The organism is Cyanobium sp. Cruz-8D1 (assembly GCF_024345975.1).
Classification (GTDB): domain Bacteria; phylum Cyanobacteriota; class Cyanobacteriia; order PCC-6307; family Cyanobiaceae; genus Cyanobium.
On the sequence record NZ_JAGQCD010000023.1, the window covers coordinates 24,104 to 49,718 of the forward strand.

General features: G+C 67.5%; 24 protein-coding genes, 1 tRNA gene and 2 pseudogenes. 11 read left to right on the top strand and 16 right to left on the bottom strand.

Going from position 1 to position 25,615, the window contains the following annotated elements:
• Positions 1–23 precede the first annotated feature (23 nt).
• Together ppc and KBZ33_RS13855 are read left to right on the top strand one after the other, a co-directional pair.
• Positions 24–3,029, top strand: coding sequence for a phosphoenolpyruvate carboxylase (gene ppc, locus KBZ33_RS13850; RefSeq protein ID WP_254952859.1), 3,006 nt, complete (start codon positions 24–26; stop codon positions 3,027–3,029).
• Positions 3,030–3,045: 16 nt separating this feature from the next.
• A complete protein-coding gene (locus KBZ33_RS13855; protein WP_254952857.1) occupies positions 3,046–3,516 on the top strand; it encodes a GNAT family N-acetyltransferase in 471 nt (156 codons plus the stop codon).
• Between the two features lie 22 nt (positions 3,517–3,538).
• Here the strand turns inward: KBZ33_RS13855 and KBZ33_RS13860 are convergent.
• Positions 3,539–3,612 (bottom strand) — tRNA-Arg (locus KBZ33_RS13860).
• 88 nt (positions 3,613–3,700) lie between these two features.
• On the opposite strand from KBZ33_RS13860, the gene recF reads away from it, so the two are divergent.
• Both recF and speD read left to right on the top strand, forming a co-directional pair.
• Positions 3,701–4,792 carry a DNA replication/repair protein RecF gene (gene recF, locus KBZ33_RS13865; protein WP_254952947.1) on the top strand — a complete coding sequence of 364 codons (1,092 nt, stop codon included), beginning with the start codon at positions 3,701–3,703 and terminating at the stop codon, positions 4,790–4,792.
• Positions 4,793–4,881: 89 nt separating this feature from the next.
• Complete coding sequence (gene speD / locus KBZ33_RS13870; RefSeq protein ID WP_254952856.1) at positions 4,882–5,376, top strand: adenosylmethionine decarboxylase; 495 nt, start codon at positions 4,882–4,884, stop codon at positions 5,374–5,376.
• A gap of 36 nt (positions 5,377–5,412) precedes the next feature.
• On the opposite strand, the gene larE is transcribed toward speD, so the two are convergent.
• Positions 5,413–6,285 carry an ATP-dependent sacrificial sulfur transferase LarE gene (gene larE / locus KBZ33_RS13875; RefSeq protein WP_254952854.1) on the bottom strand — a complete coding sequence of 291 codons (873 nt, stop codon included), beginning with the start codon at positions 6,283–6,285 and terminating at the stop codon, positions 5,413–5,415.
• 51 nt (positions 6,286–6,336) lie between these two features.
• On the opposite strand from larE, the gene KBZ33_RS13880 reads away from it, so the two are divergent.
• Positions 6,337–7,500 carry a cob(I)yrinic acid a,c-diamide adenosyltransferase gene (locus KBZ33_RS13880; protein ID WP_254952853.1) on the top strand — a complete coding sequence of 388 codons (1,164 nt, stop codon included), beginning with the start codon at positions 6,337–6,339 and terminating at the stop codon, positions 7,498–7,500.
• Between the two features lie 24 nt (positions 7,501–7,524).
• On the opposite strand, the gene KBZ33_RS21620 is transcribed toward KBZ33_RS13880, so the two are convergent.
• Genes KBZ33_RS21620 through KBZ33_RS13895 form a run of 3 tightly spaced genes read right to left on the bottom strand, consistent with a single transcriptional unit; the run spans position 7,525 to position 9,956 of the window.
• Positions 7,525–8,370 carry an ion channel gene (locus KBZ33_RS21620; protein WP_254952852.1) on the bottom strand — a complete coding sequence of 282 codons (846 nt, stop codon included), beginning with the start codon at positions 8,368–8,370 and terminating at the stop codon, positions 7,525–7,527.
• A complete protein-coding gene (moeB, locus tag KBZ33_RS13890; protein WP_254952850.1) occupies positions 8,318–9,487 on the bottom strand; it encodes a molybdopterin-synthase adenylyltransferase MoeB in 1,170 nt (389 codons plus the stop codon). The genes KBZ33_RS21620 and moeB overlap by 53 nt, the downstream gene beginning before the upstream one ends.
• A gap of 22 nt (positions 9,488–9,509) precedes the next feature.
• Positions 9,510–9,956, bottom strand: a complete 447-nt coding sequence (locus KBZ33_RS13895) for a M67 family metallopeptidase (protein WP_254952849.1) — start codon at positions 9,954–9,956, stop codon at positions 9,510–9,512.
• A 43-nt stretch (positions 9,957–9,999) separates the two neighbouring features.
• Here KBZ33_RS13895 and KBZ33_RS13900 point away from each other — a divergent pair, with 43 nt between their 5' ends.
• Complete coding sequence (locus KBZ33_RS13900) at positions 10,000–10,371, top strand: CAAD domain-containing protein (protein WP_254952848.1); 372 nt, start codon at positions 10,000–10,002, stop codon at positions 10,369–10,371.
• A 13-nt stretch (positions 10,372–10,384) separates the two neighbouring features.
• Here KBZ33_RS13900 and KBZ33_RS13905 read toward each other — a convergent pair whose 3' ends face one another.
• A complete protein-coding gene (locus KBZ33_RS13905; protein ID WP_254952846.1) occupies positions 10,385–11,326 on the bottom strand; it encodes a fructosamine kinase family protein in 942 nt (313 codons plus the stop codon).
• Between the two features lie 266 nt (positions 11,327–11,592).
• Here KBZ33_RS13905 and KBZ33_RS13910 point away from each other — a divergent pair, with 266 nt between their 5' ends.
• Positions 11,593–12,360: a hypothetical protein gene (locus KBZ33_RS13910; protein WP_255011807.1), complete on the top strand. Its 768-nt coding sequence runs from the start codon at positions 11,593–11,595 to the stop codon at positions 12,358–12,360.
• Positions 12,361–12,658: 298 nt separating this feature from the next.
• On the opposite strand, the gene KBZ33_RS13915 is transcribed toward KBZ33_RS13910, so the two are convergent.
• The gene (locus KBZ33_RS13915; protein WP_254952844.1) at positions 12,659–13,354 is read right to left on the bottom strand and encodes a hypothetical protein; all 696 of its coding nucleotides are present in this window, start codon (positions 13,352–13,354) and stop codon (positions 12,659–12,661) included.
• 443 nt (positions 13,355–13,797) lie between these two features.
• Between KBZ33_RS13915 and crtD the strand changes: the two genes are divergently transcribed.
• Positions 13,798–15,357 (top strand): C-3',4' desaturase CrtD, encoded by a 1,560-nt coding sequence (gene crtD, locus KBZ33_RS13920; protein WP_254952842.1) that lies wholly within the window; start codon positions 13,798–13,800, stop codon positions 15,355–15,357.
• A 17-nt stretch (positions 15,358–15,374) separates the two neighbouring features.
• Here crtD and KBZ33_RS13925 read toward each other — a convergent pair.
• Positions 15,375–16,310 (bottom strand): annotated as a pseudogene (locus KBZ33_RS13925) (phycobilisome rod-core linker polypeptide).
• Positions 16,311–16,831: 521 nt separating this feature from the next.
• Positions 16,832–17,113, bottom strand: a complete 282-nt coding sequence (locus KBZ33_RS13930; RefSeq protein WP_254952840.1) for a hypothetical protein — start codon at positions 17,111–17,113, stop codon at positions 16,832–16,834.
• Positions 17,114–17,148: 35 nt separating this feature from the next.
• Here KBZ33_RS13930 and msrA point away from each other — a divergent pair, with 35 nt between their 5' ends.
• Complete coding sequence (gene msrA, locus KBZ33_RS13935) at positions 17,149–17,769, top strand: peptide-methionine (S)-S-oxide reductase MsrA (protein WP_396108533.1); 621 nt, start codon at positions 17,149–17,151, stop codon at positions 17,767–17,769.
• A gap of 10 nt (positions 17,770–17,779) precedes the next feature.
• Here the strand turns inward: msrA and KBZ33_RS13940 are convergent, their stop codons facing one another.
• The 6 genes and pseudogenes from KBZ33_RS13940 to KBZ33_RS21855 all read right to left on the bottom strand — a co-directional run.
• Positions 17,780–18,388, bottom strand: coding sequence for a PCC domain-containing protein (locus tag KBZ33_RS13940; RefSeq protein ID WP_254952946.1), 609 nt, complete (start codon positions 18,386–18,388; stop codon positions 17,780–17,782).
• Between the two features lie 23 nt (positions 18,389–18,411).
• Positions 18,412–18,981: a hypothetical protein gene (locus tag KBZ33_RS13945; protein WP_254952838.1), complete on the bottom strand. Its 570-nt coding sequence runs from the start codon at positions 18,979–18,981 to the stop codon at positions 18,412–18,414.
• Positions 18,974–21,175 carry a mechanosensitive ion channel family protein gene (locus KBZ33_RS13950; RefSeq protein ID WP_254952837.1) on the bottom strand — a complete coding sequence of 734 codons (2,202 nt, stop codon included), beginning with the start codon at positions 21,173–21,175 and terminating at the stop codon, positions 18,974–18,976. Before KBZ33_RS13950 ends, KBZ33_RS13945 begins: the two co-directional genes overlap by 8 nt.
• Before the next feature lie 18 nt (positions 21,176–21,193).
• On the bottom strand, positions 21,194–21,997 hold the full coding sequence (locus tag KBZ33_RS13955) for an ABC transporter ATP-binding protein (RefSeq protein ID WP_254952836.1): 804 nt from the start codon (positions 21,995–21,997) through the stop codon (positions 21,194–21,196).
• On the bottom strand, positions 21,994–22,917 hold the full coding sequence (gene rimK / locus KBZ33_RS13960; RefSeq protein WP_396108535.1) for a 30S ribosomal protein S6--L-glutamate ligase: 924 nt from the start codon (positions 22,915–22,917) through the stop codon (positions 21,994–21,996). Before rimK ends, KBZ33_RS13955 begins: the two co-directional genes overlap by 4 nt.
• 90 nt (positions 22,918–23,007) lie before the next feature.
• A pseudogene (locus KBZ33_RS21855) lies at positions 23,008–23,409 on the bottom strand (ATP-dependent zinc protease); the annotation flags it as partial.
• A 106-nt stretch (positions 23,410–23,515) separates the two neighbouring features.
• Between KBZ33_RS21855 and KBZ33_RS13965 the strand changes: the two are divergent.
• Entirely contained in the window at positions 23,516–23,905 is a 390-nt protein-coding gene (locus tag KBZ33_RS13965) for a hypothetical protein (RefSeq protein ID WP_254952833.1), read from the top strand.
• Here the strand turns inward: KBZ33_RS13965 and KBZ33_RS13970 are convergent.
• Positions 23,872–24,393 carry a hypothetical protein gene (locus tag KBZ33_RS13970; protein ID WP_254952831.1) on the bottom strand — a complete coding sequence of 174 codons (522 nt, stop codon included), beginning with the start codon at positions 24,391–24,393 and terminating at the stop codon, positions 23,872–23,874. The genes KBZ33_RS13965 and KBZ33_RS13970 overlap by 34 nt on opposite strands.
• An 83-nt stretch (positions 24,394–24,476) precedes the next feature.
• Between KBZ33_RS13970 and KBZ33_RS13975 the strand changes: the two genes are divergently transcribed.
• Complete coding sequence (locus tag KBZ33_RS13975; protein ID WP_254952830.1) at positions 24,477–25,577, top strand: DUF389 domain-containing protein; 1,101 nt, start codon at positions 24,477–24,479, stop codon at positions 25,575–25,577.
• Positions 25,578–25,615: the final 38 nt, after the last annotated feature.

A 25,615-nucleotide genomic window follows, 5' to 3' on the forward strand; every position in this document is an offset into this window, starting at 1 on the left:
GCACCCCCGCTCCCACCGCCCCCATGCGGCTCCACCTGACCGAGCCTTCGGTCGTTCCGGCCGAGGCCTCCCCCGGGGTGATCCGGCTGCTCAGCGAACGGCTCGAACTGGTGGAGGATCTCTGGCAGACAGTGCTGCGCAGCGAATGCCCGCCCGAGCAGGTGGATCGCCTGCTGCGGCTCAAGGAACTGAGCGGCCCGGTGGCACCGGGTCTTGATCCGGAGGCCTGCTCCGCCGTCGACACCGACGGCATCGTGGCGCTGATCAAGGCGATGGATCTGGCCGAGGGCATCGCCGCGGCCCGGGCCTTTTCCCTCTATTTCCAGCTCGTCAACATCCTCGAGCAGCACATCGAGGAAGACAGCTACCTCGAAAGCATCAAACGGGCCCCCGCCCCGGCCAGCAATGACCCCTTCCTGCCTGCCCTGGCCAGCCAGAGCGATCCGGCCACCTTCCGCCAGTTGTTCGAGCGCCTGCGGGCCCTGAACGTGCCACCGGGCCAGCTCGAGAACCTGCTGCGGGAGCTCGACATCCGGCTGGTCTTCACCGCCCACCCCACCGAGATCGTGCGCCACACCGTGCGGCACAAGCAGCGGCGGGTGGCGGCCCTGATCCAGAAGCTGCAGGTGAACGGCCAGGGCAATCCGGACGACAACGACCGGCTGCGCCAGCAGCTGGAGGAGGAGATCCGGCTGTGGTGGCGCACCGATGAGCTGCACCAGTTCAAGCCGTCGGTGATCGACGAGGTGGACTACGCCCTGCACTACTTCCAGCAGGTGCTCTTCGATGCTCTGCCCCAGCTGCGTCAGCGCATCCGCGCCGCCCTGGCGGCCAGCTACCCCGACGTGCAGCCCCCCCGGGACGCCTTCTGCACCTTCGGCTCCTGGGTGGGCTCCGACCGGGACGGCAACCCCTCGGTGACGCCGGATGTGACCTGGCGCACGGCCTGCTTCCAGCGGCAGCTGATGCTGGCCCGCTACATCCAGGCGGTGTCGATCCTGCGCGACCAGCTCAGCATCTCGATGCAATGGAGCCAGGTGAGCGCCGCCCTGCTGGAATCCCTGGAAATGGACCGGCTGCGCTTCCCGGAGATCTATGAGGAACGGGCCGCCCGCTACCGGCTCGAGCCCTACCGGCTGAAGCTGAGCTACACCCTTGAGCGGCTGCGGCTCACCCAGCAGCGCAACCAACAGCAGGCGGACGCGGGCTGGGAATCCCCCTGCGACGGCTCCTCTGGCCATGAAGCCGGGCTCACCAGCCTGATGGAGCCGGCCCCTCCCCAGGAGCTGCATTACGCCTCGGTGGAGGAATTCCGCACCGACCTGGAGCTGATCAAGGAGAGCCTCGATGCCACGGGTCTGAGTTGCGAAGCCCTGCAGGACCTGCTCAGCCAGGTGCACATCTTCGCCTTCTCCCTGGCCAGCCTCGACATCCGCCAGGAGAGCACCCGCCACAGCGACGCCATCGACGAACTCAGCCGCTACCTGCTGCTGCCGGTGCCCTACGGGGAGATGGACGAGGAGCAGCGGGTGGAGTGGCTGCTGAACGAGCTCAAGACCCGCCGCCCCCTGTTGCCGCCGGCGGCCCGCTGGAGCGCCCCCACGGCCGAGACCTTCGCCGTGTTCCGGATGCTGCAGCGACTGCAGCAGGAATTCGGCCGCCGCATCTGCCGCACCTACGTGATCTCCATGAGTCACACGGTCTCCGACCTGCTGGAGGTGGTGCTGCTGGCCAAGGAGGCGGGGCTGGTGGATCCGATGGCCCAGAAATCGGCCCTGCTGGTGATCCCGCTGTTCGAAACAGTGGAAGACCTGCAGGGGGCCCCGGCCGTGATGGGTCGCCTGTTCGCCGATCCCTTCTACCGCCAGCTGCTGATCAGTACAAGTGATGGCGAGCAGCCCCTGCAGGAGGTGATGCTGGGCTACTCCGACAGCAACAAGGATTCCGGCTTCCTCTCCAGCAATTGGGAGATCCACCGGGCCCAGATCGCGTTGCAGTCGCTCGCCGATGCCCACGACGTCGCCCTGCGCATCTTCCACGGCCGCGGCGGCTCGGTGGGCCGGGGTGGCGGTCCCGCCTACCAGGCGATCCTGGCCCAGCCCAGTGGCACCCTCAAGGGACGCATCAAGATCACCGAGCAGGGGGAGGTGCTGGCCTCCAAGTATTCCCTGCCCGAACTGGCCCTCTACAACCTTGAGACGGTCACCACCGCCGTGCTCCAGAACAGCATGGTCAGCACCCCGGTGGACGACACCCCCACCTGGAACGTGCTGATGGAGCGGCTCGCGGCCCGCTCCCGCGACCACTATCGGGCCCTGGTGCACGACAACCCCGACCTGGTGGCCTTCTTCCAGCAGGTGACACCGATCGAGGAGATCAGCAAGCTGCAGATCTCCAGCCGGCCGGCACGGCGCAAGAGCGGTGCCAAGGATCTCTCCAGCCTGCGGGCCATCCCGTGGGTGTTCGGCTGGACCCAGAGCCGCTTCCTGCTGCCCAGCTGGTACGGGGTGGGCACGGCCCTGCAGGCCGAACTCGATGCCGATGGGGAGCAGATGGAGCTGCTGCAGCTGCTCTATCAGCGCTGGCCGTTCTTCCGCATGCTGATCTCCAAGGTGGAGATGACCCTTTCCAAGGTCGACCTGGAGCTGGCCGGCCATTACGTCACCTCCCTGGGGCGTCCCCAGAACAAGGAGGTGTTCGAGCAGATCTTCGCGTCGATCGCCAGCGAGTTCGCGCTCACCCATTCCCTGGTGCTGCGCATCAGCAACCACAGCCGGCTCCTCGACGGCGACCCGGCCCTGCAGCTGTCGGTCGACCTGCGCAACCGCACGATCATTCCCCTGGGCTATCTGCAGGTGGCGCTGCTGCGCCGGCTGCGGGAGCAGAAACGGCAACCGCCGATGAGCGAGGGGCCGAGCGACGGGCCGGGCGGCTCTGGCGACGGCCGCACCTACAGCCGCAGCGAACTGCTGCGCGGCGCCCTGCTTACCATCAACGGCATCGCCGCAGGCATGCGCAACACGGGCTGATTCCCTGAACTCTCTGTTGATCCCCTTCCGCAGCCAGCCTTCGACCCCACGCCTGCGGGAGGGTTACACCCTGCTGCAGCAGCACAACCCCGAACCGGCCGGCCTCAACCGCCTGTTGGAGGCCTGCGGCGACGCCCCCCGCAGCAGCGACCGCTGGGAGCGGGTGCTGGCGCGCAGCGCCTGGCACCTGGTGGTCCTCGACCCGGGCGGCCGGCTGGTGGGCTTCGTGCGGGCCACCAGCGATCAGGCCCTCAACGCCAATCTCTGGGACCTGGTGGCCGATCCGGCCGATCCCTGCCGGAATGAGGTGATCGGGACCCTGGTGCAGGCCGCCCTGGCCCGCCTGCGGCGGGAACTGAGCGGCTGCAGCATCTCCCTGTCAGCCCCACCCGAGGCCCTCAACGCCCTCGCCCGGGCGGGGTTCGTGGTGGATCCCGGTGGCATCCGGGCCATGGGCCTGGACCTTCGGAACCACGCCGAAGCATGACGAACAAAAGGGACGGGGCTGACGAGCATGGAGGGACTCGAACCCCCGACATTCAGAACCGGAATCTGACGCTCTATCCAACTGAGCTACATGCCCTGCCACGGCGGTTGGAGTCCACAGGACCTTTCCCTCCGATGGCGGTACCTTAGCGGCTGACCGCCCCAGAACCATCCGGCTGCACCGCCTGGACCTCCGGCATTTCCGCAACATCGACGGCCTGCAGCTGACGCTGGAGGCGCCCCGCCTGCTCGTGACCGGCAGCAATGGCCAGGGCAAGTCGAACCTGCTGGAAGGGGTGGAACTGCTGACCAGCCTGCGCTCGCACCGCTGCAGCGTTGACCGGGATCTGATCGGCCATGGCCACCCGTGGTGCCGGCTGGGCGCCCTCACCGACGAGGCGGACAGCCTGCAGCTGGAGCTGCGCCGCAGCGGCGGTCGCCAGGCGTTCCGCAACGGCAAACGGCTGGAGCGGCAGCTTGACCTGATCGGCCCCCTGCGCTGTGTCGGCTTCAGTGCCCTCGACCTGGACCTGGTGCGGGGGGAGCCCGCCCTGCGGCGCCAGTGGCTGGACCGGGTGGTGCTGCAGCTCGAACCCGTCTACGGCGCCCTGCTGAGCCGCTACGGGCGGCTGCTGCGGCAGCGCAGCCAGCTGCTGCGCCGGGGCCTGGCGGCCGGCCAGCGGCAGGAGCTGCTGGACGCCTTTGATGAGCAGATGGCCCTGGTTGGCGCCCGCCTGCACCGCCGGCGCCAGCGGGCCCTGCGGCGCCTGGAGCCCCTGGCGGTGGCCTGGCAGCAGCGCATCGGCGGGGCCGCCGAACCGCTCCAGCTCGACTACATCAGCGGCACCCTGTTAGCGGAGGCCAGCGACGAGGAGGGACCCTGGCGCCAGGCCCTGGCGGGACAACTGCGTCAGCAGCGTCCCGAGGAGGAACGGCTGGGCCAGTGCCAGGTGGGTCCGCACCGGGACGAGGTGGCGCTGCTGATCGGCGGCCAGGCCGCACGGCGCTATGGCTCCGCCGGCCAGCAGCGCACCCTGGTGCTGGCCCTGAAGCTGGGGGAGCTGGACCTGGTGGGCCAGGTGGTGGGTCAGCCGCCGCTGCTGCTGCTCGACGATGTGCTGGCCGAGCTTGACCCGTCTCGCCAGCAGCTGCTGCTGGAGGCGGTGGGGGACGGCCACCAGTGCCTGGTGAGTGCCACCCATCTGGAGGCCTTCAGCAGCGGCTGGCGGGCCCAGAGCCAGGTGGTGGAACTGCGCAGCGGCGCCCTGGTGGCCTGAGGCCCGATCTCCCTGTCGCCGCAGGCGACCTGGCGAACCACTGATCCGCGCTCCTGCCGCGTATGGTGAGACCTGTTTGATCGGATTCGATGAACCAAACCCTTTCCAGCCTGCATCCCAACCCGGGATGGAAGCCCGCCGCCTCCCCCATCCACGCCATTGCACAACCCGTCTCCTCTCCAGGCGACACCACCGACGCGGTAGGGAAACACTGCATCCTCGAGCTCTACGACTGCGATTGCGCAAGGCTCGACGACGAAGCTTTCCTCAGGGACACCATCACGACAGCAGCCAAACGGGCTGGTGCCACCCTGCTCAACCTGATCACCCACCGCTTCGAACCCCAGGGCGTCACGGGCCTGGCGTTGCTGGCGGAGTCCCACATCTCCATCCACACCTGGCCCGAATCGGGCTATGCGGCCGTGGATGTGTTCACCTGCGGTGACCACACCATGCCCGAGAGGGCCTGTCAGGTCCTGTGGGAGGAGCTGGGCTCCCGCCGGCACAAGCTCACCAGCTTCCGCCGCGAAACACCCGAGGCCCTGATCGACAGCCAGAGGGAACCCCTCCTGGCCAGCGCCTGAGCGCGGGGCAGGGCACAACCTGGGGGGGGGTGTCGGTCAGTCCCGCCCCCCCCCCAGGGAGCGGTTCAGCTTGCCGCTCACCAGCCCCTCCAGATCCAGGGCCACGGCGATGAAGCCCAAGTCCCTGAAGGCCTCCACCAGCTGGGGGCGTAGTTCACCCTGGGCCAGACACCCCAGCGCCGCCGGTAAACCGGCGGCGGGGAATTCAATGCGCGCCGTCTCCCCCTGGCTGCGGACCCGCAGTTCGGGAAAGCCGCGCTGGCGCAACCAGTCCTCGGCCGCCGCCACCCGGGCCAACCGTGGGGCGTTGATCGGCTCGCCGTAGGGGAAACGGGAGGCCAGGCAGGGCTGGGCGGGCTTGTCCCACCAGGGCAGGCCCAGGGCACGGGAGAGCTGACGCACCCCCGCTTTGTCGATGCCGACCTCGGCCAGGGGCGAGCGCACACCGAATTCCCGGGCAGCACGGATGCCGGGCCGGTGATCGCCCAGGTCGTCGAGGTTGACCCCGTCCAGCACCTGGGCCCCCTCGGCGGCGGCGGCGATCGGGGCCAGCAGGCGATGCAGCTCCCGCTTGCAGGCGTAGCAACGCTCCTCCGGATTGCTGGTGTAGGTGGGGTCGGCCAGCTCCGCGGTGGCCAGCTCCAAATGGCGCAGGCCCAGCCAGCGGGCCTGGTCGCTGGCCTCCCGGCGCAGATGGGGGGCCAGGGCCGGTGAAACGCCGGTGATCGCCAGGGCCCGCTCCCCCAGCCGGTCGCCGGCCAGGGCGGCCACCAGGGCGCTGTCGACACCGCCGGAGTAGGCCACCACCACCTGGGCAAAGCCGTCGAGCTGTCGGCAGAGCGCCTCCAGGCCCCGCTCCAGGGGGCCGGGCAGGGCTTCGAGCAGGTGGAGGCGGCCGGAGATGGGCATGGCGTAGATCCTGGCAAGGCTGGGTAGCATCCGGATCAGAACCACCCACCCATGACCCCCGCCGCCCGCAGCACCCAGACCCCCCAGCGCGGCACCGGGCGGGGCATCGGCATCCGCACCGCCGCCGGCAGCGAGGAGCGCGCCCACGGCCAGCTGCACGTGTACGACGGGGAAGGCAAGGGCAAGAGCCAGGCGGCCCTGGGGGTGGTGCTGCGCACCATCGGGCTCGGCATCTGCGAGCAGAAGCGCACCCGGGTGCTGCTGCTGCGGTTTCTCAAGGGTCCCGGCCGCGCCTACGACGAGGACAGCGCCATCGAGGCCCTGCAGCAGGGCTTTCCCCACCTGATCGACCAGGTGCGCACTGGCCGGGGGGATTACTTCGGCGCCGCGGAGGCCACCCGCTTCGACCACCAGGAGGCCCAGCGGGGCTGGGACATCGCCAAGGGGGCGATCGCCAGCAACCTCTATTCGGTGGTGGTGCTCGACGAACTCAACCCCGTGCTCGACCTGGGCCTGCTCGACACCGAGGAGGTGGTGCGCACCCTGGCCACCAAGCCGGCGGGCATGGAAATGATCTGCACCGGCCGGGGCGCCCCCAGGCCGCTGGTACAGCTGGCCGATCTGCACTCGGAGATGCGGGCCCACAGCGGGCCCCAGCAGGGGCTGGAAGGCCTGGAGATCTACACCGGAGAGGGCAAAGGCAAATCCACCAGTGCTTTGGGCAAGGGCCTGCAGGCCATCGGCCGCGGCATCAGCCAGGACAAGAGTCACCGGGTGCTGATCCTGCAGTGGCTCAAGGGCGGGGCGGGCTACACCGAGGACGCGGCGATCGCCGCCCTGCGGGAGAGCTACCCCCATCTGGTGGATCACCTGCGCTCGGGCCGCGACGCCATCGTCTGGCGCGGCCAGCAGCAGCCGATCGACTACGTGGAGGCGGAACGGGCCTGGGAGATCGCCCGGGCCGCGATCGCCAGCGGCCTCTACAAGACAGTGATCCTCGACGAACTCAACCCCACGGTGGATCTGGAACTGCTGCCGGTGGAGCCGATCGTCCAGACCCTGCTGCGCAAGCCCACCGAAACCGAAGTGATCATCACGGGGCGCTGCAAGAGCCGGCCGGCCTACTTCGATCTGGCCAGCGTCCACTCCGAGATGGTGTGCCACAAGCACTACGCCGAGCGGGGCGTGGATCTCAAACGCGGCGTCGACTACTGAACCTGGCGATCAGGGGGCTGCCGATCAGGGCTGCCCGGATCCATCGACCTGATCGAGCTCCAGTTCGTCCTCCTCGAGCATCTCCACCTCCTCCGAGGCGATGAACCGCCCCAGCAGCAGGCCCACCAGCAGGGCCACATACAGGGTGCTGGCGATGCTGAGGAGGATCACGAAGCGCTCCCCCACCGCATTGGCCGGCAGCACGTCGCCATAACCGACGCCGGCGATGGTGACGAAGCTGAAGTAGGTGAGCCGGTCGAGCAGCAACTGGTGGCTGGCGGCAGCCCCGAGGCTGAAGCTGCCGGGCACGAGCACCTGGGTGGCGGTGGCGAGCACCCCGCCGGTGAGGCCCAGGTGCAGATAGCCCGCCGCCGCACCGGCCATCACCTGCCCATTGACCCGGGGCACCCGGGCCAGCAGGCGCACCAGCCGCATCGAGGTGGCCAGGAAGAAGAGGCTCAGCAGCACCATCTCCACGGCACGGAACAGACCGCCGGGCCAGGTGCCGGTGAGCACCGGCACCCAGAGCCCCAGGCCGCCCACCATCCCGACCCAGCGGAAGATCTCCTGTCGCAGCCGGGCATAGGTCACCCCGGCGATCACCGGCAGGGTGAGAATCGACTGCAGGATCAGCAGATTGAAGACCAGGGCCAGGAGAAGGTTGGCCGGCCAGGCCCGCGTGGCCGTGAACGGCATCACCAGGATCGGCAGCAGGGCCGAGAGCAGCAGCGGCAGGAAGCGCTTCTCGAGGGCGATCAGGCGCCGGGCTTCCTGACGCCGCCGCTCCAGCCAGCGCCGCCTGGCCGGGGTGGGGGGCTCAGTAGCGCGGGACGTCAGGATCCACCTCCTGGCTCCAGGCGTCGATGCCACCCTGCACGTTCACCCCCTCGATGCCGTGGCGGCCGAGGGCGATCAGGGCCTTGGCGGAACGGCCGCCCAGCTTGCAATGGACATAGAGCCGCTTGCCGTTCGCCAGGCGGCGCACCTCCTCAATCGCATCGCCACTCTCGATGCGATCGAGGGGAACCAGCACCGCGCCGGGGATCACCGCGATCTCGGTCTCCGGAGGATTGCGGACGTCGAGCAGGAGCAGGTCGTCGTCCGGGCCATCGAGGAGTGTCTTGAGTTCGATCACGCTGATGGTGGGCACGCTGCCCGCCTCCTCCTGGCCGGGGGCCGAGCCGCCCACGCCGCAGAACTCCTGATAGTCGATCAGCGCCTCGATCACGGGACGCTCCGGATTGGGGCGCAGCTTCAGCTCCCGGAAGCTCATCTTGAGGGCATCGAACAGCAGCAGCCGGCCGCTGAGGCTGGTGCCGATGCCGGTGATCAGCTTGACCGTTTCGGTGGCCTGGATCACGCCGATGATTCCGGGCAGCACCCCCACCACACCCCCTTCGGCGCAGGAGGGCACCATCCCCGGCGGAGGCGGTTCGGGGAAGAGATCCCGGTAGTTGGGGCCGCCCTCGAAGTTGAAGACCGTGGCCTGGCCCTCGAAGCGGAAGATGGAGCCGTAGACGTTGGGCTTGCCCAGCAGCACGCAGGCGTCGTTGACCAGGTAGCGGGTGGGGAAGTTGTCGGTGCCATCGCAGACGATGTCGTAGCCGGCGATGATCGCGAGGGCGTTCTCGCTGGTGAGGGCTGTTTCGTAGAGATCCACCTGGCAGTGGGGATTGATCTCATGGATCCGGGCTTTGGCCGATTCGATCTTGGGCTTGCCCACCCAGCTGGTGCCATGGATCACCTGGCGCTGCAGGTTGCTGTGATCCACCACATCGAAATCGACGATGCCGAGCCGGCCCACGCCGGCGGCGGCCAGATAGAGCAGCAAGGGCGAACCGAGGCCGCCGGTGCCGACACACAGCACCGAGGCCGCCTTGAGCCGCTTCTGCCCCTCCATGCCGATCTCCGGCAGGATCAGGTGGCGGGAGAAGCGCACCACCTCATCGGGGCTGAGTTGGACGGCGCTGGTGTCGGGAGGAAGCATGGCGGTGGAGACCGACGACGCACTAATCGTCCATTCTCCATGTCAACCGCCGGGGGCGACCCTGCTCCGGCAACCACCAGCAGGCCAGGGAACGCGCCCCCCCGGCGACGGGCCCCTGCCCCAGGATCAGCATCAGGGTGGGCGTGAAGGCCAGGGACCGGTCGAGGGCCGAGGGCACGGGCTCCGAGAGCGGATGGCTGTGGGCCGATCCCAGCACGCTCAGCCCCCTGGTGCGGGCCCACTTCTGCGCCAGCAGCTGCTCGCGCGGATCGAGGGCGAAGCGACGACAGCGGTCGGCGGCCGGCTCCCAGACGTTGAGGCAGGGCCAGACGCGGCGAACACACCAGGGATCCCGGCCCCCGAGCAGCAGGGCACAGCCCTCTTCGGGGGCCGCCGCCACCAGGACGGCCTCCAGCAGCGTCAGCGCCTGACGACCGATGCACAGTTCCGCTGGCGTCTGTGGGTTCACACCGGTACGTTATGCATCATTCCGTCAGGAGGCCTCTCCTTCCATGATCGACAGCACGACCGAGGAGAAGGAGACCATGCAGGACGACACCACCACCAGCGCCGCCGAGGTGGATTTCACCGAGCGCTATAGCGAGGTGATTAGCAAGGTCAACGAAACCCTTGACAAGGTGGACTGGAGCCAGGTGGGCCGCATCGGCAAGGCTTCCGGCGTCCTGCTGGCCGTGATCGTGGCCCAGATCCTGATCAAGGGGGTGCTGGACACCATCAACCTGCTGCCGATCGTGCCGGGCCTGCTGGAACTGCTCGGACTGGTGGTGGTGGGCCGCTGGAGCTGGAAGAACCTCACCACGGGTGACAAGCGCTCGGCCGTGATGGCCAAGCTCCAGACCCTGCGCAAGGAATACCTGAGCTGACGCCCCCGCAGCATCACCCCCTTTCCCGGTCCGCCCCTGGGGCCAAGAGGGCATCGATGCGGGCCTGGGATTGGCCCAGGTAGCTGCCGCCGAACAGGTTGGCGTGGTTGAGCAGGTGATAAAGGTTGTAGAGATCACGGCGGAAGCGATGGCCTGGCGGCAGGGGCCAGGCACCCTCGTAGCTAGCGAAGAATGCCTCGGGAAAGCCCCCGAACAGCCGCGCCATGGCCAGGTCCACCTCCCGATCGCCCCGGTAGACCGCCGGATCGAAGATCGCCCCCTGGCCGTCGGCACAGATGGCGGCGTTGCCGCTCCAGAGGTCGCCGTGCACCAGGCACGGCTCGGGCTGATGCTCCGCCAGCCACTGGCCGGCACGCTCCAACAGCAACTGGGCCTGCCCTAGGGGGGTGCCGCGGCGGGCCAGGTGCTCCAGCTGGGGCGCCAGACGCCGTTGCACGAAGAAGCGGCCCCAGTCCGCGTCCCAGCCGTTGCGCTGGGGGAAGGCGCCGATGACGTTGTCCCGGGGCCAGCCGAAGGCCGACCCGACCCGATCCGCTGCGACGCAGTGGAGCGTGAGGCTGCGCTGATGCAAGCCAGCCAGGGCAGCCCCCAAGTGGCGCCAGGGCAGCGCATCTGCTGCGGAACGACCGCTCTCCAGCGCAAGCCAGGAGAGCACCAGCACGGCCGATGGGCCCGCCACTGCGCAAATCAGGGGGACAGGCACCTGCAGCCCCTCCTGCCCCGTCGCCGTCCTCAGGGCCTGCAGGCCCTCAGCTTCCGCTTCCAGGAGCGGCAAGGAGGCGGCCCCGTTGGTCTTGGCGAACAGCCGGCTGCCATCGGCCAGATCCAGACGCCAGGCGCTGTGGATGCAGCCGCCGCCCACCGGAGTGCAGCCCACCAGATCCACGCCGAGGTGCTCGGCGAGCCAGGAGGGGAGGGTATCGGGATGGGGCATGGAAGCGGCCATGGGTGATTCCAGCCTGTCCCAAAAGGCCCACCTCAGCCCATCACGTGCAAGGCATCAACCAGACCACATCCATCCATCCAACCATCAAGCACCCCGTCCACCAAAATCACGGGAAAGACCCTTGACCAAGCTGTTGAATCGATACCATACTAATATCATCATTACAGACAGGAACGGCAAGGATGTCCCCGACCACTAGTCCCCGGGACTCCCGAGAATCATCCCCTCAGCTGCACGTTGAATTCGCCTCGGTGATGCATTCGGCGGGAGTAGCCATCCTGGCCTACTTCCTGGTCGAACTCATCTTTCAAGCCTGGCCCGTGGCCCTCCTGCAGCCGGCCTGGCTGGACAAAATGATCGGCTTTCTCGTGAGCCGAGGCATCACGCCGCTCACTGGAGCCATCTTAGTGGCGGGTGCATCCGTTCTCAATCCCCATTCCAAGCAATTGGCTAGCCGCGCAACGCTGCTGCGGCGCCTGGCCAGTTGGGTAGCGATGGGATATCTGCTTCTGATCCCCGTTCAAATCTATTCAGGTGTGAAGCTGCTTCAGGCAAGGAAGCAGGAATCCAGCCAACTCATCGCCCAGGCAGCCAGTTCTGTTGAGGCAATCAGGAAAGCCACCACCCCGGCGGAACTACGCAGGGCTTACGAGCAGATCCCTGGCAACAAGCCAGCTCTGCCCGAGCAGTTGCCCCAACCTTTCCCCGTCATCAGGGAAAGGTTGGCAGAGGGCATCAGTGCCAACACAAAACGTGCCGAGTATGAGCTCGGCAACAAAATGTCCTCACTTTGGCAACGCTCCTTGGGGTTGGCGCTCGCAAACACCCTGAGGATGCTGATCTTTTTCCTCGGCTTTGCTGCCATCGGCCGCCGATCCCCCGATCACTCCACGTTATTGGAGAGTCTTCTTGTGCGCAATCAGAGAAGATTTGGCAAAGCTACCCAGCGCGGTCGCGGTCATCACGGTGACATCATTGCCAAGGAGTGGATGGACTGGGAAGATGATCGGCCGCGCAGCTGATGCTTTCAGATGGATGCCACGCTTAGCTCCAAGTTTCGTCATGGACAAACTGACGCAAGACATTGCGCTAGCAGAAAGCAGGCCGATCAACGATTACTTTCTTAATTACTCTTGACATCCAGATGGTCTTCCGTCATCCACGATCCCTACTCCCCTGAACCCCATCAGAGGCAGGAGAGAGCCAACCCTGCACAAACTTAGCAGGGTAACAATTGTGAAGATGCCCAATAAAAAATCCCTGACTATTGTCAGGGATTGCCTTGATGGGCTTGTTTCAAATGGTGACTTACAATCCGGCTCAGGCCATTGTTGCGGAGGACTTGATCCGAGACCTCAGCCTGCGGCTGAAGCCGAAGGCCATACCAGCTCCAAGGATGGGAAGGGGTCCAGGAACAGGCTCCCCAGGGGTCGGAGCGGGCCTTTGGGCAAAGAAGTTGTTTACGGTCGAGATAGCAGAATCGTCCTTCGCGGAGAAAATATCTTCAACCTTGAGAAGGGTGACCCCTGCTGCAAACTCAAATTCAATGGGCGCAGGGAAACCATTAATGGAAACCAATGAATCCGATCCAGAAGTCCAAGTAAAATTCTTGGTGACTGTACAGCCTCCAACAAGTGGATTGATGCATCCAGAGTCCAGCCCAACCCTAGCGAATTCAAACCCGGGCTCAATAATGCTAATTGTGTAGGCGATGGATCCCTTCTGGGTTGGAGGATCGATGGTGCTACCTAAGTCGTAAGTAACACCAAAAGAACCAAGTCGAATCTCGGTGAGACCGCCCACATCAGTGCAGACGATACCGCTGACTGTCTTGTCGCCGAAAGTGAGGTCTTTGGCGTCTGCGCAGGTGGTTATGTGTGCGGCGGCATTTGCCGAACCGGCCGACAGGACGGAAGCAAAAGCAGTGACCACGGCAGCACCGATGAGTGCCTTGGTGCGGATCCTGGGACTCGGAACGCTCTTCAGAGTGCCGAGCCCGGTGAGAGGACGAGTCATGGAAGGGGGGTGCTGAGGGATGGTTTCGCCGAAAGGCTATAGCGAACCTTCACCTTAACACAGCTTCTGTTAAGTCGGGTGCCCCTGGTGGTAATGGGCTGGCAGCATCCATGGCCGGCCGCAGCAGGGCGAGCAAGGTGGGGCACAGGCAGGCATCCCCAGATCACTCCCACTGCACGGCAAGGAGTCTCAGCGATCATCCGGGGCTGCGGCAGCTCTCTTGCCAGCCCTCCGGAGACGACCATCGGCCATGGCAACGCCTTAACGATTACAGAACATGCATGGAATGACCGAAGGGTCGGACCTTGTTGGCCTCTCATCTGAATCGCATCCGCCTCTTAACTGCATCTTCACTCCTGGCGCCCAGCGTCCGCCAAGGGCACAAGGGGCCCACGCCCACCAACCCTCCCTGCCAGCATCGACATCGAGGCCTCCAAGCAGCTTTGCTCTCCAGCGACGGGTCCAGGGCGGATGTGGTGGTGGTGGGCGCCGGGATCGCCGGCCTGACGGCGGCTGCACTGCTGGCAAAGCAGGGGCTCGATGTGGAGCTACTGGAGGCCCACCGCCAGAGCGGCGGCTGCGCCGGCACCTTTCGGCGCGGGCCCTACGTGTTCGACGTCGGGGCCACCCAGGTGGCCGGCCTGGAGGAGGGTGGCGTCACCCCCGCCGGCATCCACGCCCGGCTGTTCCGCCATCTGGGGGTGGCGCCGCCGGCGGCCGTGCCGCTGGATCCCGGCTGCGTGGTGGACCTGGGTGATGGCCGCGAGCCGGTGTCGATCTGGCGCGACCCGGAGCGCTGGCACCAGGAACGGCTGAGACAGTTTCCTGGCAGTGGCCGCTTCTGGGCCCTTTGCGACGCCGTACACCGGGCCAACTGGGCCTTCGCCTCGCAAGATCCGGTGCTGCCGCCCCGCAGCTGGTGGGATCTGGGCCAACTGCTGGGGGCGGTGGGGCCAGGGACGCTGGCCAGCGGCCTGCTCACCACCGCCACGGTGGCCGACCTGTTGCGGATCTGCGGCTGCGCCGCCGACGCCCGGCTGCGGCGCTTCCTGGATCTGCAGCTGAAGCTCTACTCCCAGGAGCCCGCCAATCGCACGGCCGCGCTCTACGGGGCCACGGTGCTGGCCATGGTGCAGGAGCCGCTGGGCCTCTGGCATCTGGAGGGCTCGATGCAGTCCCTCAGCGACAGCCTTGAGCAAGCCCTGGCACTGCATGGCGGTCGGCTGCGGCTGCGCCACCGCGTCGAACGACTGCGGCCGCCCGCCCGGCCGGACGAGCGCTGGGAGATCTCGGGCCGGCGCCCATCGGCTCGTCCCGGCGACCCCGGGGCAGCGGAGGCAGACTTCAACCTGACGGCCGCTGAGGTGGTGGTGACCCTGCCCCCCCAGACCCTGCCGGCCCTGCTCGGGGACGGCCTGCCAGCCAGCTACGGCCGGCGGCTCGAGACCCTGCACGAACCCAGCGGGGCCCTGGTGTTCTACGGGGCCGTCGAGCGGGACAAGCTGCCGCCGGGCTGCCCCAGCCATCTGCAGCTGGCGGCCCCTGAACCGGGCTCCCTGTTCGTCTCGGTGAGCCAGGACGGCGATGGCCGGGCCCCCGCCGGGCGGGCCACGGTGATCGCCAGTGTGTTCACCCCGGCCCGGGCCTGGTTCGGCGGGGAGGAGGCCGACTATCAGGCCCGCAAGCAGCGGGCGATGGCCGCGATTCAGGAGGGCCTGCAGCAACGGCTGGGGGTGGGGCCTGCCGACTGGCTGCACGGAGAACTGGCCACCCCCCGGGGCTTTGCGGGCTGGACCGGCCGGCCCTGGGGCTATGTGGGCGGCCTGGGCCAGCACCCCAGCCGGTTCGGGCCCTTCGGCCTGGCCAGCCGCACCCCCCTGGCGGGCCTATGGCTGTGCGGCGATGCCATCCACCCCGGCGAGGGCACCGCCGGGGTGAGCCTCTCGGCCCTGATGGCCTGCCGCCAGCTGCTGGCCGGGCGGGGGGTGGACCTGCGGCCCTGACCCCCCCGGGCTCTGAATCAGTTGACGCTGACCCGCACCACCCGGCCACCGAGACGCTGCACCCGCTGCAGGGCCTCGTTCATGCGGCTGTAGGGCACCCGCATCACATAGGCACCGCTGCGCACCACGGCGTTGTTCACCAGCCCGGTGGCGGTGATGGTGGCCACCCGGCCACTGGATGTGCTGGTGCTGCGCACCCCGGCCGACACCACCAGGGCCTCTGCCCGGTGGCCGCGGGAGGGATCGGTGAGCTGGCCGCTCCGGGACACCGGACCATCGACACTGGTGCCCCCCTGGACCAGGTTGGCCTGGAAGAAGGATTCACCGCTGAAGCGGGGACTCTTGACCGACACCGTCACGGCCCGATCCTGGTGCAGGGCCCGGCCGAGCTTGAAGCGGGTGCCAGCGCTGTCTCCCTTGACCGAGGCGGCCGCTCCACCGGCCAGCTGCATCAGCCAGGAAAACTGCTGACCCTGGTGGCCGGCGGAATAGTCCCAGCCGTGCAGATAGGGCACCACGTCGGAGCCGAAGCGCTCCTGATATTCGGCACTGTCGATGTAGGAATCGATCTCGGCGTCCTAGCCCTGCTCCTGCAGGATCGTGAAGTGGTGCAGCATCTCGGCCTTGTTGTGGGGAGCCCGGCCGAGGAGATGTTTGTGGTTGAGCTCGATGAAGCGGTAAGGGTTGCAGGATTCGAAGAAACGGGCGCGATAGAGTCCGCTTTTCGCGAGGGTACGCACGAATTCCTGCACGGTGAGATAGCCGTTTCGGAACAGGGATTCGGCACCGGCAAGGCGCTCATTCTGCATCACATACTGCTGGCCCAACACCTGCTGATAGACCAGCCGGATAATGCCGTCACGATCCTGCGGCGACGCCTTCGACCAGTTCTCCTTGTTGCGATCATCCGCGAAACGCTCGATGCCAAGGGAAGGGGCTTGGACCAGGGCCATGGGGAAAACAACGCAAAGGGCAGAGAGAAGAACATCGCCATGGGCAGGGGAGCTGGCGGCTTCTGGTAGGAATCAATGCAGGAGCACGACAAAAAGAGCTCCCCGGAAGGCCATGCCTGCCGACGATGTCAAGTAGCGATTCTTACCGAATTCAGAGCGAAGAAACTGGGATCGTTACAGCGCGAAGTGACTGGGGAAAGATCCATACATTCCTTCACCACGAAGGATTGAGAAAGGACAAGAAAAAGCTCAGGATGCCAAGCGGCCAGGGACTTCGGCGAGGCGCTTTTGCTGGCGCTGACGCACGGGATGCTGGACACCGGCACGGGCCATGGGAGTGCTCGCGAACGTGGGCAACTGAAGCGAGGTCGCGGAGCTCGCCGCGTCCTGGCAGAGGCCCGGCAACACAACCAGACAAAAGAAACCATAAGGACGATGCCGGCATGGATCTTAAGCACTCTCGAGAGACCTGACAGTCGGGGCAAGCGGGACGATGAACGGCCATCACCGCACTCCGGGGCCTACTCATCGATCGGGAGCAGCACCAGGGTGTGCAGCCGGTCGGTGCCGAGTTCATGGGTGAGGATCCAGACCTGCAGGCCCTGGCCGAGATCGAAGACGCTACGCAGCGAACCCTGCTGGCGATAGGCGGCGATGGTGTTGTCGCGAGCATCGCGGGCATCGACCACGCCCCAGTCGCCGCGACGGTGGCGGGCCACCAGACGCTGCAGGGTTTCGCCATCCACCCACTCGCGCACCTCGGGACTCACGTCCACCGGGCCGATGGCGAGGCGAGCTGCCATGGAGGTTCCATCTCTTGGGTCGACCTTACGGGGGAATCCGCCGGGGGCCCTGGCCGGTAGTGCTTGCAGCACCCGCTTCCCCACCGATGCGACTGTCGCCACGCCTCACCACAGCCGCCGGCCCGCGCGCCACGGCGGTGCTGGCCGGGGGTTGCTTCTGGGGCATGGAAGCGGTGTTCGAGCGCGTCAAAGGCGTCACCGAGGTGGTGACCGGCTGCACCGGCGGCAGCCCGGCCACCGCCGCCTACGACCGGGTGAGTGGCGGCGACACCGGCCACGCCGAGGGCATCCGCATCAGCTACGACCCGGCCCGGTTGAGCTACGGCCAGCTGCTGAAGGTGTTCTTCGCCGTCGCCCACGACCCCACCGAGCTGAACCGCCAGGGGCCGGATGTGGGCTTCCAGTACCGCTCGGCGATCTTCCCCACCGACCCGGAGCAGGGCCGGGTGGCCGCGGCCTACATCGCCCAGCTGAACCGCTCCGGTGCGCTGCCGCGGCCGATCGCCACAACTGTGGAGAACTGGCGGGGCTTCACTCCCGCCGAGGCCTACCACCAGAACTTCGTCGCCCGCAACCCGGCCCACCCCTACGTCGTCATCCATGACCAACCCAAGCTGGCCCGGCTAAAGGCGCAGTTGCCTGACCTATCCCGGTAGGGGCGCCCCCTCAGCGCAGATGGTCAAGGGCGCCGCGGCCGTGCAGATCGGCCAGGGCGTCGTAGCCACCGATGGGCTGGCCGTCGATGAACACCTGGGGCATCGAACCGCTGCCACTGCGTTCAGCAACCTCCTGACGGATGTGCTCGTCGTCGGCCAGCTGCACCCCATGGGGGATGCCAAGGGTGCGCAGCATGCGCAGGGCCCGGGCCGAAAAGGGGCAACCGCTGAGCACGGCGATCTCCACCCGTGGCTGGCTAGGGCTGGCCGCTGCGGGCTCCTGGGGCGCGCCGGGGGGCAGGAAGCCCACCAGCAGGTCGGCGCCCCTGAGCACCAGGCTGCCGTGCTCGAGGTGGCCGCCCCAGACCTGGCACTCGCCATCGGACAGGCTCAGGTGCAGGTGCACGCCCTGGGGCGCCACGGTGCCCTGCAGGGTGATGATCTCCAGGTGGCCCTCCAGCACAGTGGGCTCGGCCTGGCCCGGGCACTGGAAGGCCGCCTGGGAGAGGTCGCCCACCACACCCAGCACGAACCCGGCGGCGCCGGCTTGGGTCCCCAGCTGCTCGAGGCTGGCGCGCAGATCGCTGCCCGCTCCGAGATGCAACGGCAGGGGATGCATGGCGGGATCGGGCGCTGAGGGGGTCAAGGTAAGTCTTGGCCCGCCGGCGCCAGCGGTCCAAACCGGCAGCGCAGCAGCGCCAAGGCCTCATCGGGCAGGCCCAGGAACCGGTCGAGGAACGGATCACCGCTGGGGGCGATGGTGGCCACGCCCACCAGCTGCGCCAGGCCATTGCCATCAAGGGGCTGGCCGCTGGCGCTGTGGCGGCGGCCCTGCACCGGGCCGGTGCTGAGCGTCGTGTCGACGATCAGATCGGCAGCCCGATAGAGCGAACCGATGGCGAAGCGGAAACGGGCGCAGAACCGCAGCGCCATTGCTCCGGTGGCCCCATCCAGGCTCCCCTCAAGCCGCTGGGGGTGAATCGTGATCACCAGCCCCGGGGGCAACGGCAGGCCCAGGAAACGGGTGGTGCGCCAGTGGAGCGGCGGGATCTGCAAGGCAGTGGGCTCGAAACGGAGCGCCTGCAAACCGTTGTCGTCCCGCCCGGTGAGCCGCCCCACGCCGCCACCGCCACGGGCGTCGTAGCGGAAGCGGGGATAGGCACCGATCACCAGGCCGCAGCCCGCCAGGGTGTGGAGTGTCCGTTCATTCATCGAGCTGGACCTCCGCCTGGGTGGGATAGGGGATCTCGATCCCTTCGGCGGCGAACAGGGCCAGCAGGGCCCGGTTGAGCCGGGCCACCTCATCTTTGAACGCCGCATAGGTGGGCTGGGAGGAGCGGTAGTCGTAGGTGAAGTCGTAGCTGAAGTCGCTGATGGCCATCAGGCGACAGGCACGGAAGGCCGCCAGGGGTTCGCGATCGAACAGACCGGCAATCAGCTCCGGGATGCGCTGCAGCTGCTCCTGGGTGGTGTTGTAGGCCACGCCGATCACCATGCGGGAGCGGGTCACCTGATCCAGGAGCTGCCGCAATCGCAGCAGCACCGCTTCCCGCAAGGTGAGGTAATCGGTCCAGTTGGGGGCTTGGATCTGCCCGCAGCAACGGAGCAGCAACTCCCCGTCCTGTGCCGTCTGATCGAGGAACACCTGGGTGGCGGAAAAATCCGGCAGCTCACTGAGGAATAAGCGGCTGTAATGCAACAGGTCGTCCAGCTGATCGGGGGTGAGATCGGTTGGCAACGGGAGGTGTAACTCAAACACATGGAGCACCGCATCCTGCGCCAGAACCGATCGCAGGGAGTAGTTGACGATCGTCTCCTCGTCGACGATCGAATTGGGAATGGTGATGCGACTTTCATGGGTCTGCAGCTCCAAGGAGCGCAGCCCGATTTTGGTGACGTAACCCAGATTGGCGCCAATGCGGCAGAACTCACCCACCCGCAGGGGGCGGTCGGTTTGAATGGACAAACCGGCGAACAGATTGCCCAGCAGCTTCGAGGCCCCCAGGCCGATGGCCAGGCCGGGCACGGCGGAAAAGGCCAGCACGGTGGAGGCCGGCAACCCCAGCAGGATCAGCAGCCGATAGATCAGGGAGATGCCGATGATGGCCCCCAGCACCCGGCACACGGGCATCACCAGATTGCTGACACGGCTCAGTTGCAGAGCGTTGCGGCGGCCCCGCAGCATCGTGATCCATTCCGCCAGGCTGCGGCCCAGGGCCTCCATCAGGAAGAAGCTGAATAATCCCGCCCAGCAGAAATAGATCGTGTAAAGCAGATACACCAGCACCTGCAGGGGCAGGCCAGTGATGTTGACGTAGTGATCGAGCAGCAGTTCCACCAGACGGGTCAGGGGCAAGGCCACCCCCGCCAGCAGCACCCGATGCCAGGCGATGTTGTCGAGTTTCCAGACTTCCATGGCTGTAAGGAGTTCCCTGGCGTCCCTCTGGGTCAGCCGATAGGTGCCGAGCAGGGCCAGCACCAAGCGAAGCTGAACGGCGGCGTAGGTCGCCAGGGCCAGCAGGCCAACCACAACCTGGAAGAGGGTCTGGTCCCAGAGTTGGGACTGCAGCACCCGTTGCCGGAAGCCCCTGGGCAGCATCAGGTACCACTTGGGCGGCAGGATATGGCCGGGCCTGAGGCTGAAAGCGTCATAGATCGCTGGCGTCAGCAACGTGGAGCTGCTGTCGGATGGCCTCAGCCGATCCTTGATCTCCTCATAGAGGCTGGGGATCTGGGCCACTGTGTAGGTCGAGAACAGAAAGCCTCGATCTCGCCCCCCTTCATCCCCCACATCCGTCAGGGTGATGGACGTGCCTGGGATGGTCCAACTGGCCGTCGGATTCACCCGCCCCTCGTTCAAGGCCTTCATCCCGGCCGCATCAGGGATCTCGAAAGGCTTGCGGCTGTGGGTAAAGACATAATCGAGAATCACCTTGAGCTTGAGGGCATACTCATCGGCGAAATCCGCCCGGATGCTCTGCGGGATCTCCGACACATCCAGGGCTTTCACCGCCTCATCGAAATAGCTGGTGATCAGCTCCAGTTCGCTCTGCACCGCGCTCGACCAGAACAGCCCGGGTGTCGTCATGGCCTTGGCCTCGATCCGCGCGATGTCGCGGCTCACCTGGGCCATCACCACGTAGAAATTGAGCAAGGTGGCCCGCGGGCTGTCTCCCACCACCTGGTTGAGGGGGGCATCGATCCATTGCTGCTGCAGTTCCAGCAGCTGGCCGTGGAACGCTTGGCTCTCCAGGGGCACATAGGACGGCCGGCCCGTGGCGGGGGGAGCGGCCGCCGGCGCAGCCCAGAGCGCCGCCGTTGACAGGCCCATCAGCGGCAGCAGGCAGGCGATCAGGAAGGCCAGCAGCAGTCGGATCAGACGGGGCACCCGGAAGCCACGGCACATGTCCCGAATGATGGCGGCTCAAGCCGCCGGCAGCACCTGGCGGTAGCCGTTGGCCTCGCACACCCGCAGGGGTGTGGCGAACAGGGCACTGAGGGGGGCGTCCTGCAGCAGGGCGTCGCTGGGGCCGTCGCCCACCACTTTCCCCTCACGCAGCAGCACGCAACGGCTGATCTCCGGCAGGATCGCCTCGATCTGGTGGGTCACCAACAGCAGGGTGGTGCCGGCGCGGGCCAGGTCACGCAGGATCGCCAGCAGCTGGTGTTTCGCCTTGAGATCGAGGCCGTTGGTGGGCTCATCCAGCACCAGCACCTCAGGGCCGTGCACCAGGGCCCGGGCCAGGAGCAGGCGCCGCCGCTGGCCGTCGGAGAGCTGGCCGTAGGGGCGCTCGGCCAGCTCGGCCAGCCCCAGCTGCTCCATCAGCGCCACCACGCGCCGGCGTTGCGTCTCGGTGGCCACCTGGCTGCGGCCGAGTCCCACCGAGCCGAAGAAGCCGGAGAGCACCACAGCAGCGGCAGGCACCCGGCCCCCGTAGGCGGCCTGCAGGTCCTGGGACACCAGGCCGATGCGGCCGCGCAGCTCCCAGAGATTCACCGTTGCGCTGCCGAAAATCCGCAGCAGGGAGCCGGGCTTGACCACGGGATAGAGCTCACGGCTGAGCAGCTTCACCAGCGAGCTCTTGCCGGAGCCGTTGGGGCCGAGCACCACGGTGTGCTCGCCGTGGTGCAGCCGCAGGCAGAGATCCTCGAAGACGCGGCGGGGGCCCAGCCAGGCCTCGACGGCCTCCAGCTCCAGGTAGGGGATGGCACCAGCAGCTTCGATCACGACCTCACGTCGACGGCGGCCTCCTGGGCCGCAGGACGCCCCCAGCCGAGCTTGCGTTCCAGCTTCTGGATCATCTTGCCGGCCAGATCCAGGCCGGTGGCCGCTTCGATCCCCTCGAGTCCAGGGCTGGAGTTCACCTCCAGCAGCAGGGGCCCGCGGTGGGAGCGAAGGATGTCGACACCGGCCACATCAAGCCCCAGGGCCTTGCAGGCCTTGATGGCCATCTGCTTTTCAGGGGCGTCGAGCTGCACGGTCCGGGCCGATCCCCCCTGGTGCAGGTTGGCCCGGAACTCCCCCTCGGCAGCCCGGCGTTCGATGGCGGCCACCACCTTGCCGCCGACCACGAAGCAGCGCAGATCCGTGCCCCCGGCCTCCTTGATGAACTCCTGCACCAGCAGGTTGGCGTCGAGGCTCTGGAGCGCATTGATGACACTTTCCGCCGCCTTCTGGGTCTCGGCGAGCACGACGCCCTTGCCCTGGGCCCCTTCGAGCAACTTCACGATCAGGGGGGCACCGCCCACCATGCGGATCAGGTCCACGGTGTCGAGGGGGGAATCGGCGAAACCCGTGATGGGCGTGTTGAGCCCGGCGCGGACGAACTCCTGGGAGGCGAAGAGCTTGTCGCGGGAGACGGTGATGGCGTGGGCGCTGTTGAGGGACGGCACCCCCATCGATTCGAATTGCCGCGTCACGGCGCAGCCGTAGAAGGTGACGCTGGGGCGGATGCGCGGGATGACGGCGTCCACCGTGCCGAGCACGTCGCCGCCGCGGTAGTGGACCTCGGGATTGCGGGGATCCAGGCGGATGTAGCACTGGCGGATGTTGAGGAACTGCATGTGGTGGCCGCGTTCCTCGCCGGCCTCGATCAGGCGGCGGTTGCTGTAGAGATCGGGGTTGCTGGCCAGCAGCACGATCCGCAGGCCGTCGTCGCGCTTGCGGACATGACAATAGAGGGCGCGGCTCTCCTCGGCGCTGAGGGATCGCAGGTGGTGGCTGCCCTCCGGGTCCACCAGGATCCGGCCCACCATGGCCTGGCGGCCGAGCAGCATCCGGTAGCCCATGGCATCACGGTTGGCGAGGGTCAGCTCCACCTCCCAACTCTGCTCACCGAGCACTAGGCGCTCCCGGATCACGTAGCGGCTCTCCGGGACGCCGCTGGTGTTGCGCACCTCCCGCTTGGCCACCACGGGGGCCTCGTGGCGCACCACCACCACCCGATCGTCCTGGAGCGGGTGCACCTCAAAGCTCACCCAGGGACGGCCATCGCGGTCGAAGGGAACGATGTTGGTGGCATGGAGGGCGGAGGTGGCCGCACCGGAATCCACCCGGGCCTTGATCGCCGGCAGCCCGGCGTCGGGGAAGCTGCACCACTCCTCGCTGCCCACGATGATCTTGCCGTCGAAGCTGTCCATGGATCCGGGGCGGGTGGCGTGGGGCGAGCCCACGAACCGCCATGCTCGCCAGTCGCCAGGCCGTTGTCGATCTTGCAGGCTGGGGAGTCTGTGCAGGCGATGATCATTGGCGGAAGCTCCCTATCTGGTGGCGCTGGCCCTGCTGGAACAGGAGGGCCAGCGGGCCTTGCCGCTGAATGGCAAGTCGTTGCCCGTAACGGCGGCCGAGGCGCCCGATCCCGGCGACGACGGCCGCACCCTGGTGCTGGAACTGCTGTTGCGCCTCTGGCAGCGCAGCGAGGCCGGCGCCCTGCGGCGGGCCGCCGGGGAGCCCAGCCTGCTGCTGGTGGAGCTGCCGCTGGAAGCGCTGCAGGAACAGCTGCCCCGGCTCAAGGCCCGCTGGGTCGGCGGCGGCGCCACCGCCGACTTCCATGCCGAGCTGAGCACCCTGGCGATCCGGGGCTGGACGGTGTCGATCGCCCGCTACGAGCCGGTGCGTTTCACGGCCTGGCCCTGAGGCGCGCTCAGGGGCGGCGCCGCGGCTGGTGGGGCAGCTGGTGGGCCACAGAGCTCGTCCACAAGGCGGAAGTAGGACGCAGGATCGCGGCGAGCCATGACCCGGGCTTCCGCTTCCCGCTGCCAGCGGCCTTCGCCGTAGAGCCGGGCCAGGTCGTGCTGGTCGCGACGGCTCAGGCCCCGGCGCAGTTCCTCCTCGCCCAGCAGCGGCTCCCCCCGCAGACACCGCGACTGCACCGCGTGCCACCCCTCATGCAGCAGCGTGTCGTTGAGGTTGCCACGGGGGCAGACCACGATCCGCCGGCTCTCGCGCAGGTAGAGCCCGTACAGACCGCGCTCGGCGCAGCGGGGGTGGCTGCCGAGTACGTGGAAGCCGCGCTGCTCGAACGCGTCCACCAGCCGCTGGTACGGCAAGGTCTCCGCCCGGGCGGCGAGTGGCACAAGGGCCGCCAGCACCAAGCTCGCAACCGCAGGGTTCAGCCGTGCCATGGAGACGGTGATGGTCTGGGCAGGGGCTTGAAGGTATCCCGGAGACGCAGCAGGCTGGGTGACCCATCGCCAGCGCTCCGGCCATGAACTCCCCCACCACCATCTCGGAAGAGGGACGGCTTGACGCGCTGAGGCAGGAGTTCGAACACGACGCCAGCTTCAACCAGGTGTTCGTGGTGCTCACCGTGGGCGCCACCTTGATCGCCACCCTGGGCCTGCTGGCCAACAGCACGGGGGTGGTGATCGGCGCCATGGTGGTGGCCCCCTGGATCATGCCGCTGCAGGCGATGGCCTTCGAGATCCTGCGGGGGCGGCTGCCGATGTTCCTGCGGGCCCTGTGCACCCTGATGCTGGGGGTGGTGATCTGTGTGCTGCTGGCGATGGCGGTGGGCCGTCTGGTGGCCTTCTCCAGCTTCGGCCGCGAGGTGATGAACCGCACCAGCCCCAACCTGCTGGATCTGGGGGTGGCGCTGGTGGCCGGAGCCGTAGCGATGTACGCCAAGCTGCGCAAGGAGGCCATCTCGGCCCTGGCCGGTCTGGCGATTGCGGTGGCCCTGGTGCCACCGATGTGCGTGGTGGGGATCCTGCTGGCCTCCTCGTTCTGGGCGCAGGCCTACGGAGCGCTGCTGCTGTTCGCCACAAACCTTCTCGGGATCATGGTGGGGGCGATGGCAGCCCTGGGGATTCTTGAGAAGGTGTACCGCCGCCGGCTGTTCCACAGCCGGCTGGGCCTCACCAGCGTGGCCCTCACCGCCCTGCTGGTGATCCCCCTGGGCAGCAGTTTCTTCGCCCTGGTGAGCCGATCCCAGCGGGAAAACCAGGCCCAGAAGCTGGAGGCGGTGATCGAGCAACGGCTGCGCAGCAGCACGATCACCCTCGGGGGCGATCCCGCCATCGATCTGGTGGGCATTTCCATCAACTGGCAGCAGAACCCACCGCTGATCCGGGCCCGGGTGCGCGTGACCGATCCGACCCTGCCCACGGCCCGGCAAGTCGCCGGCGTCCAGGACTTCATCAACAAAACCCAGGCGCCCCTGCGCTTCCGGCTGGTGGTGCAACGCACCGCCGTGGACCTGATCGGACCGGACACCCCGCCAAATCCCCCCGAGCTGGAGGTGCTGCCGGTGCCCCCCCCGCCCCTGCCACCGCTGCCGCGTGAAGACGAGGAGGAGCAGGCGCCCTAGCGGGACCAGTGAGCCCTTGGCGGCCATGGCGCTGTCGC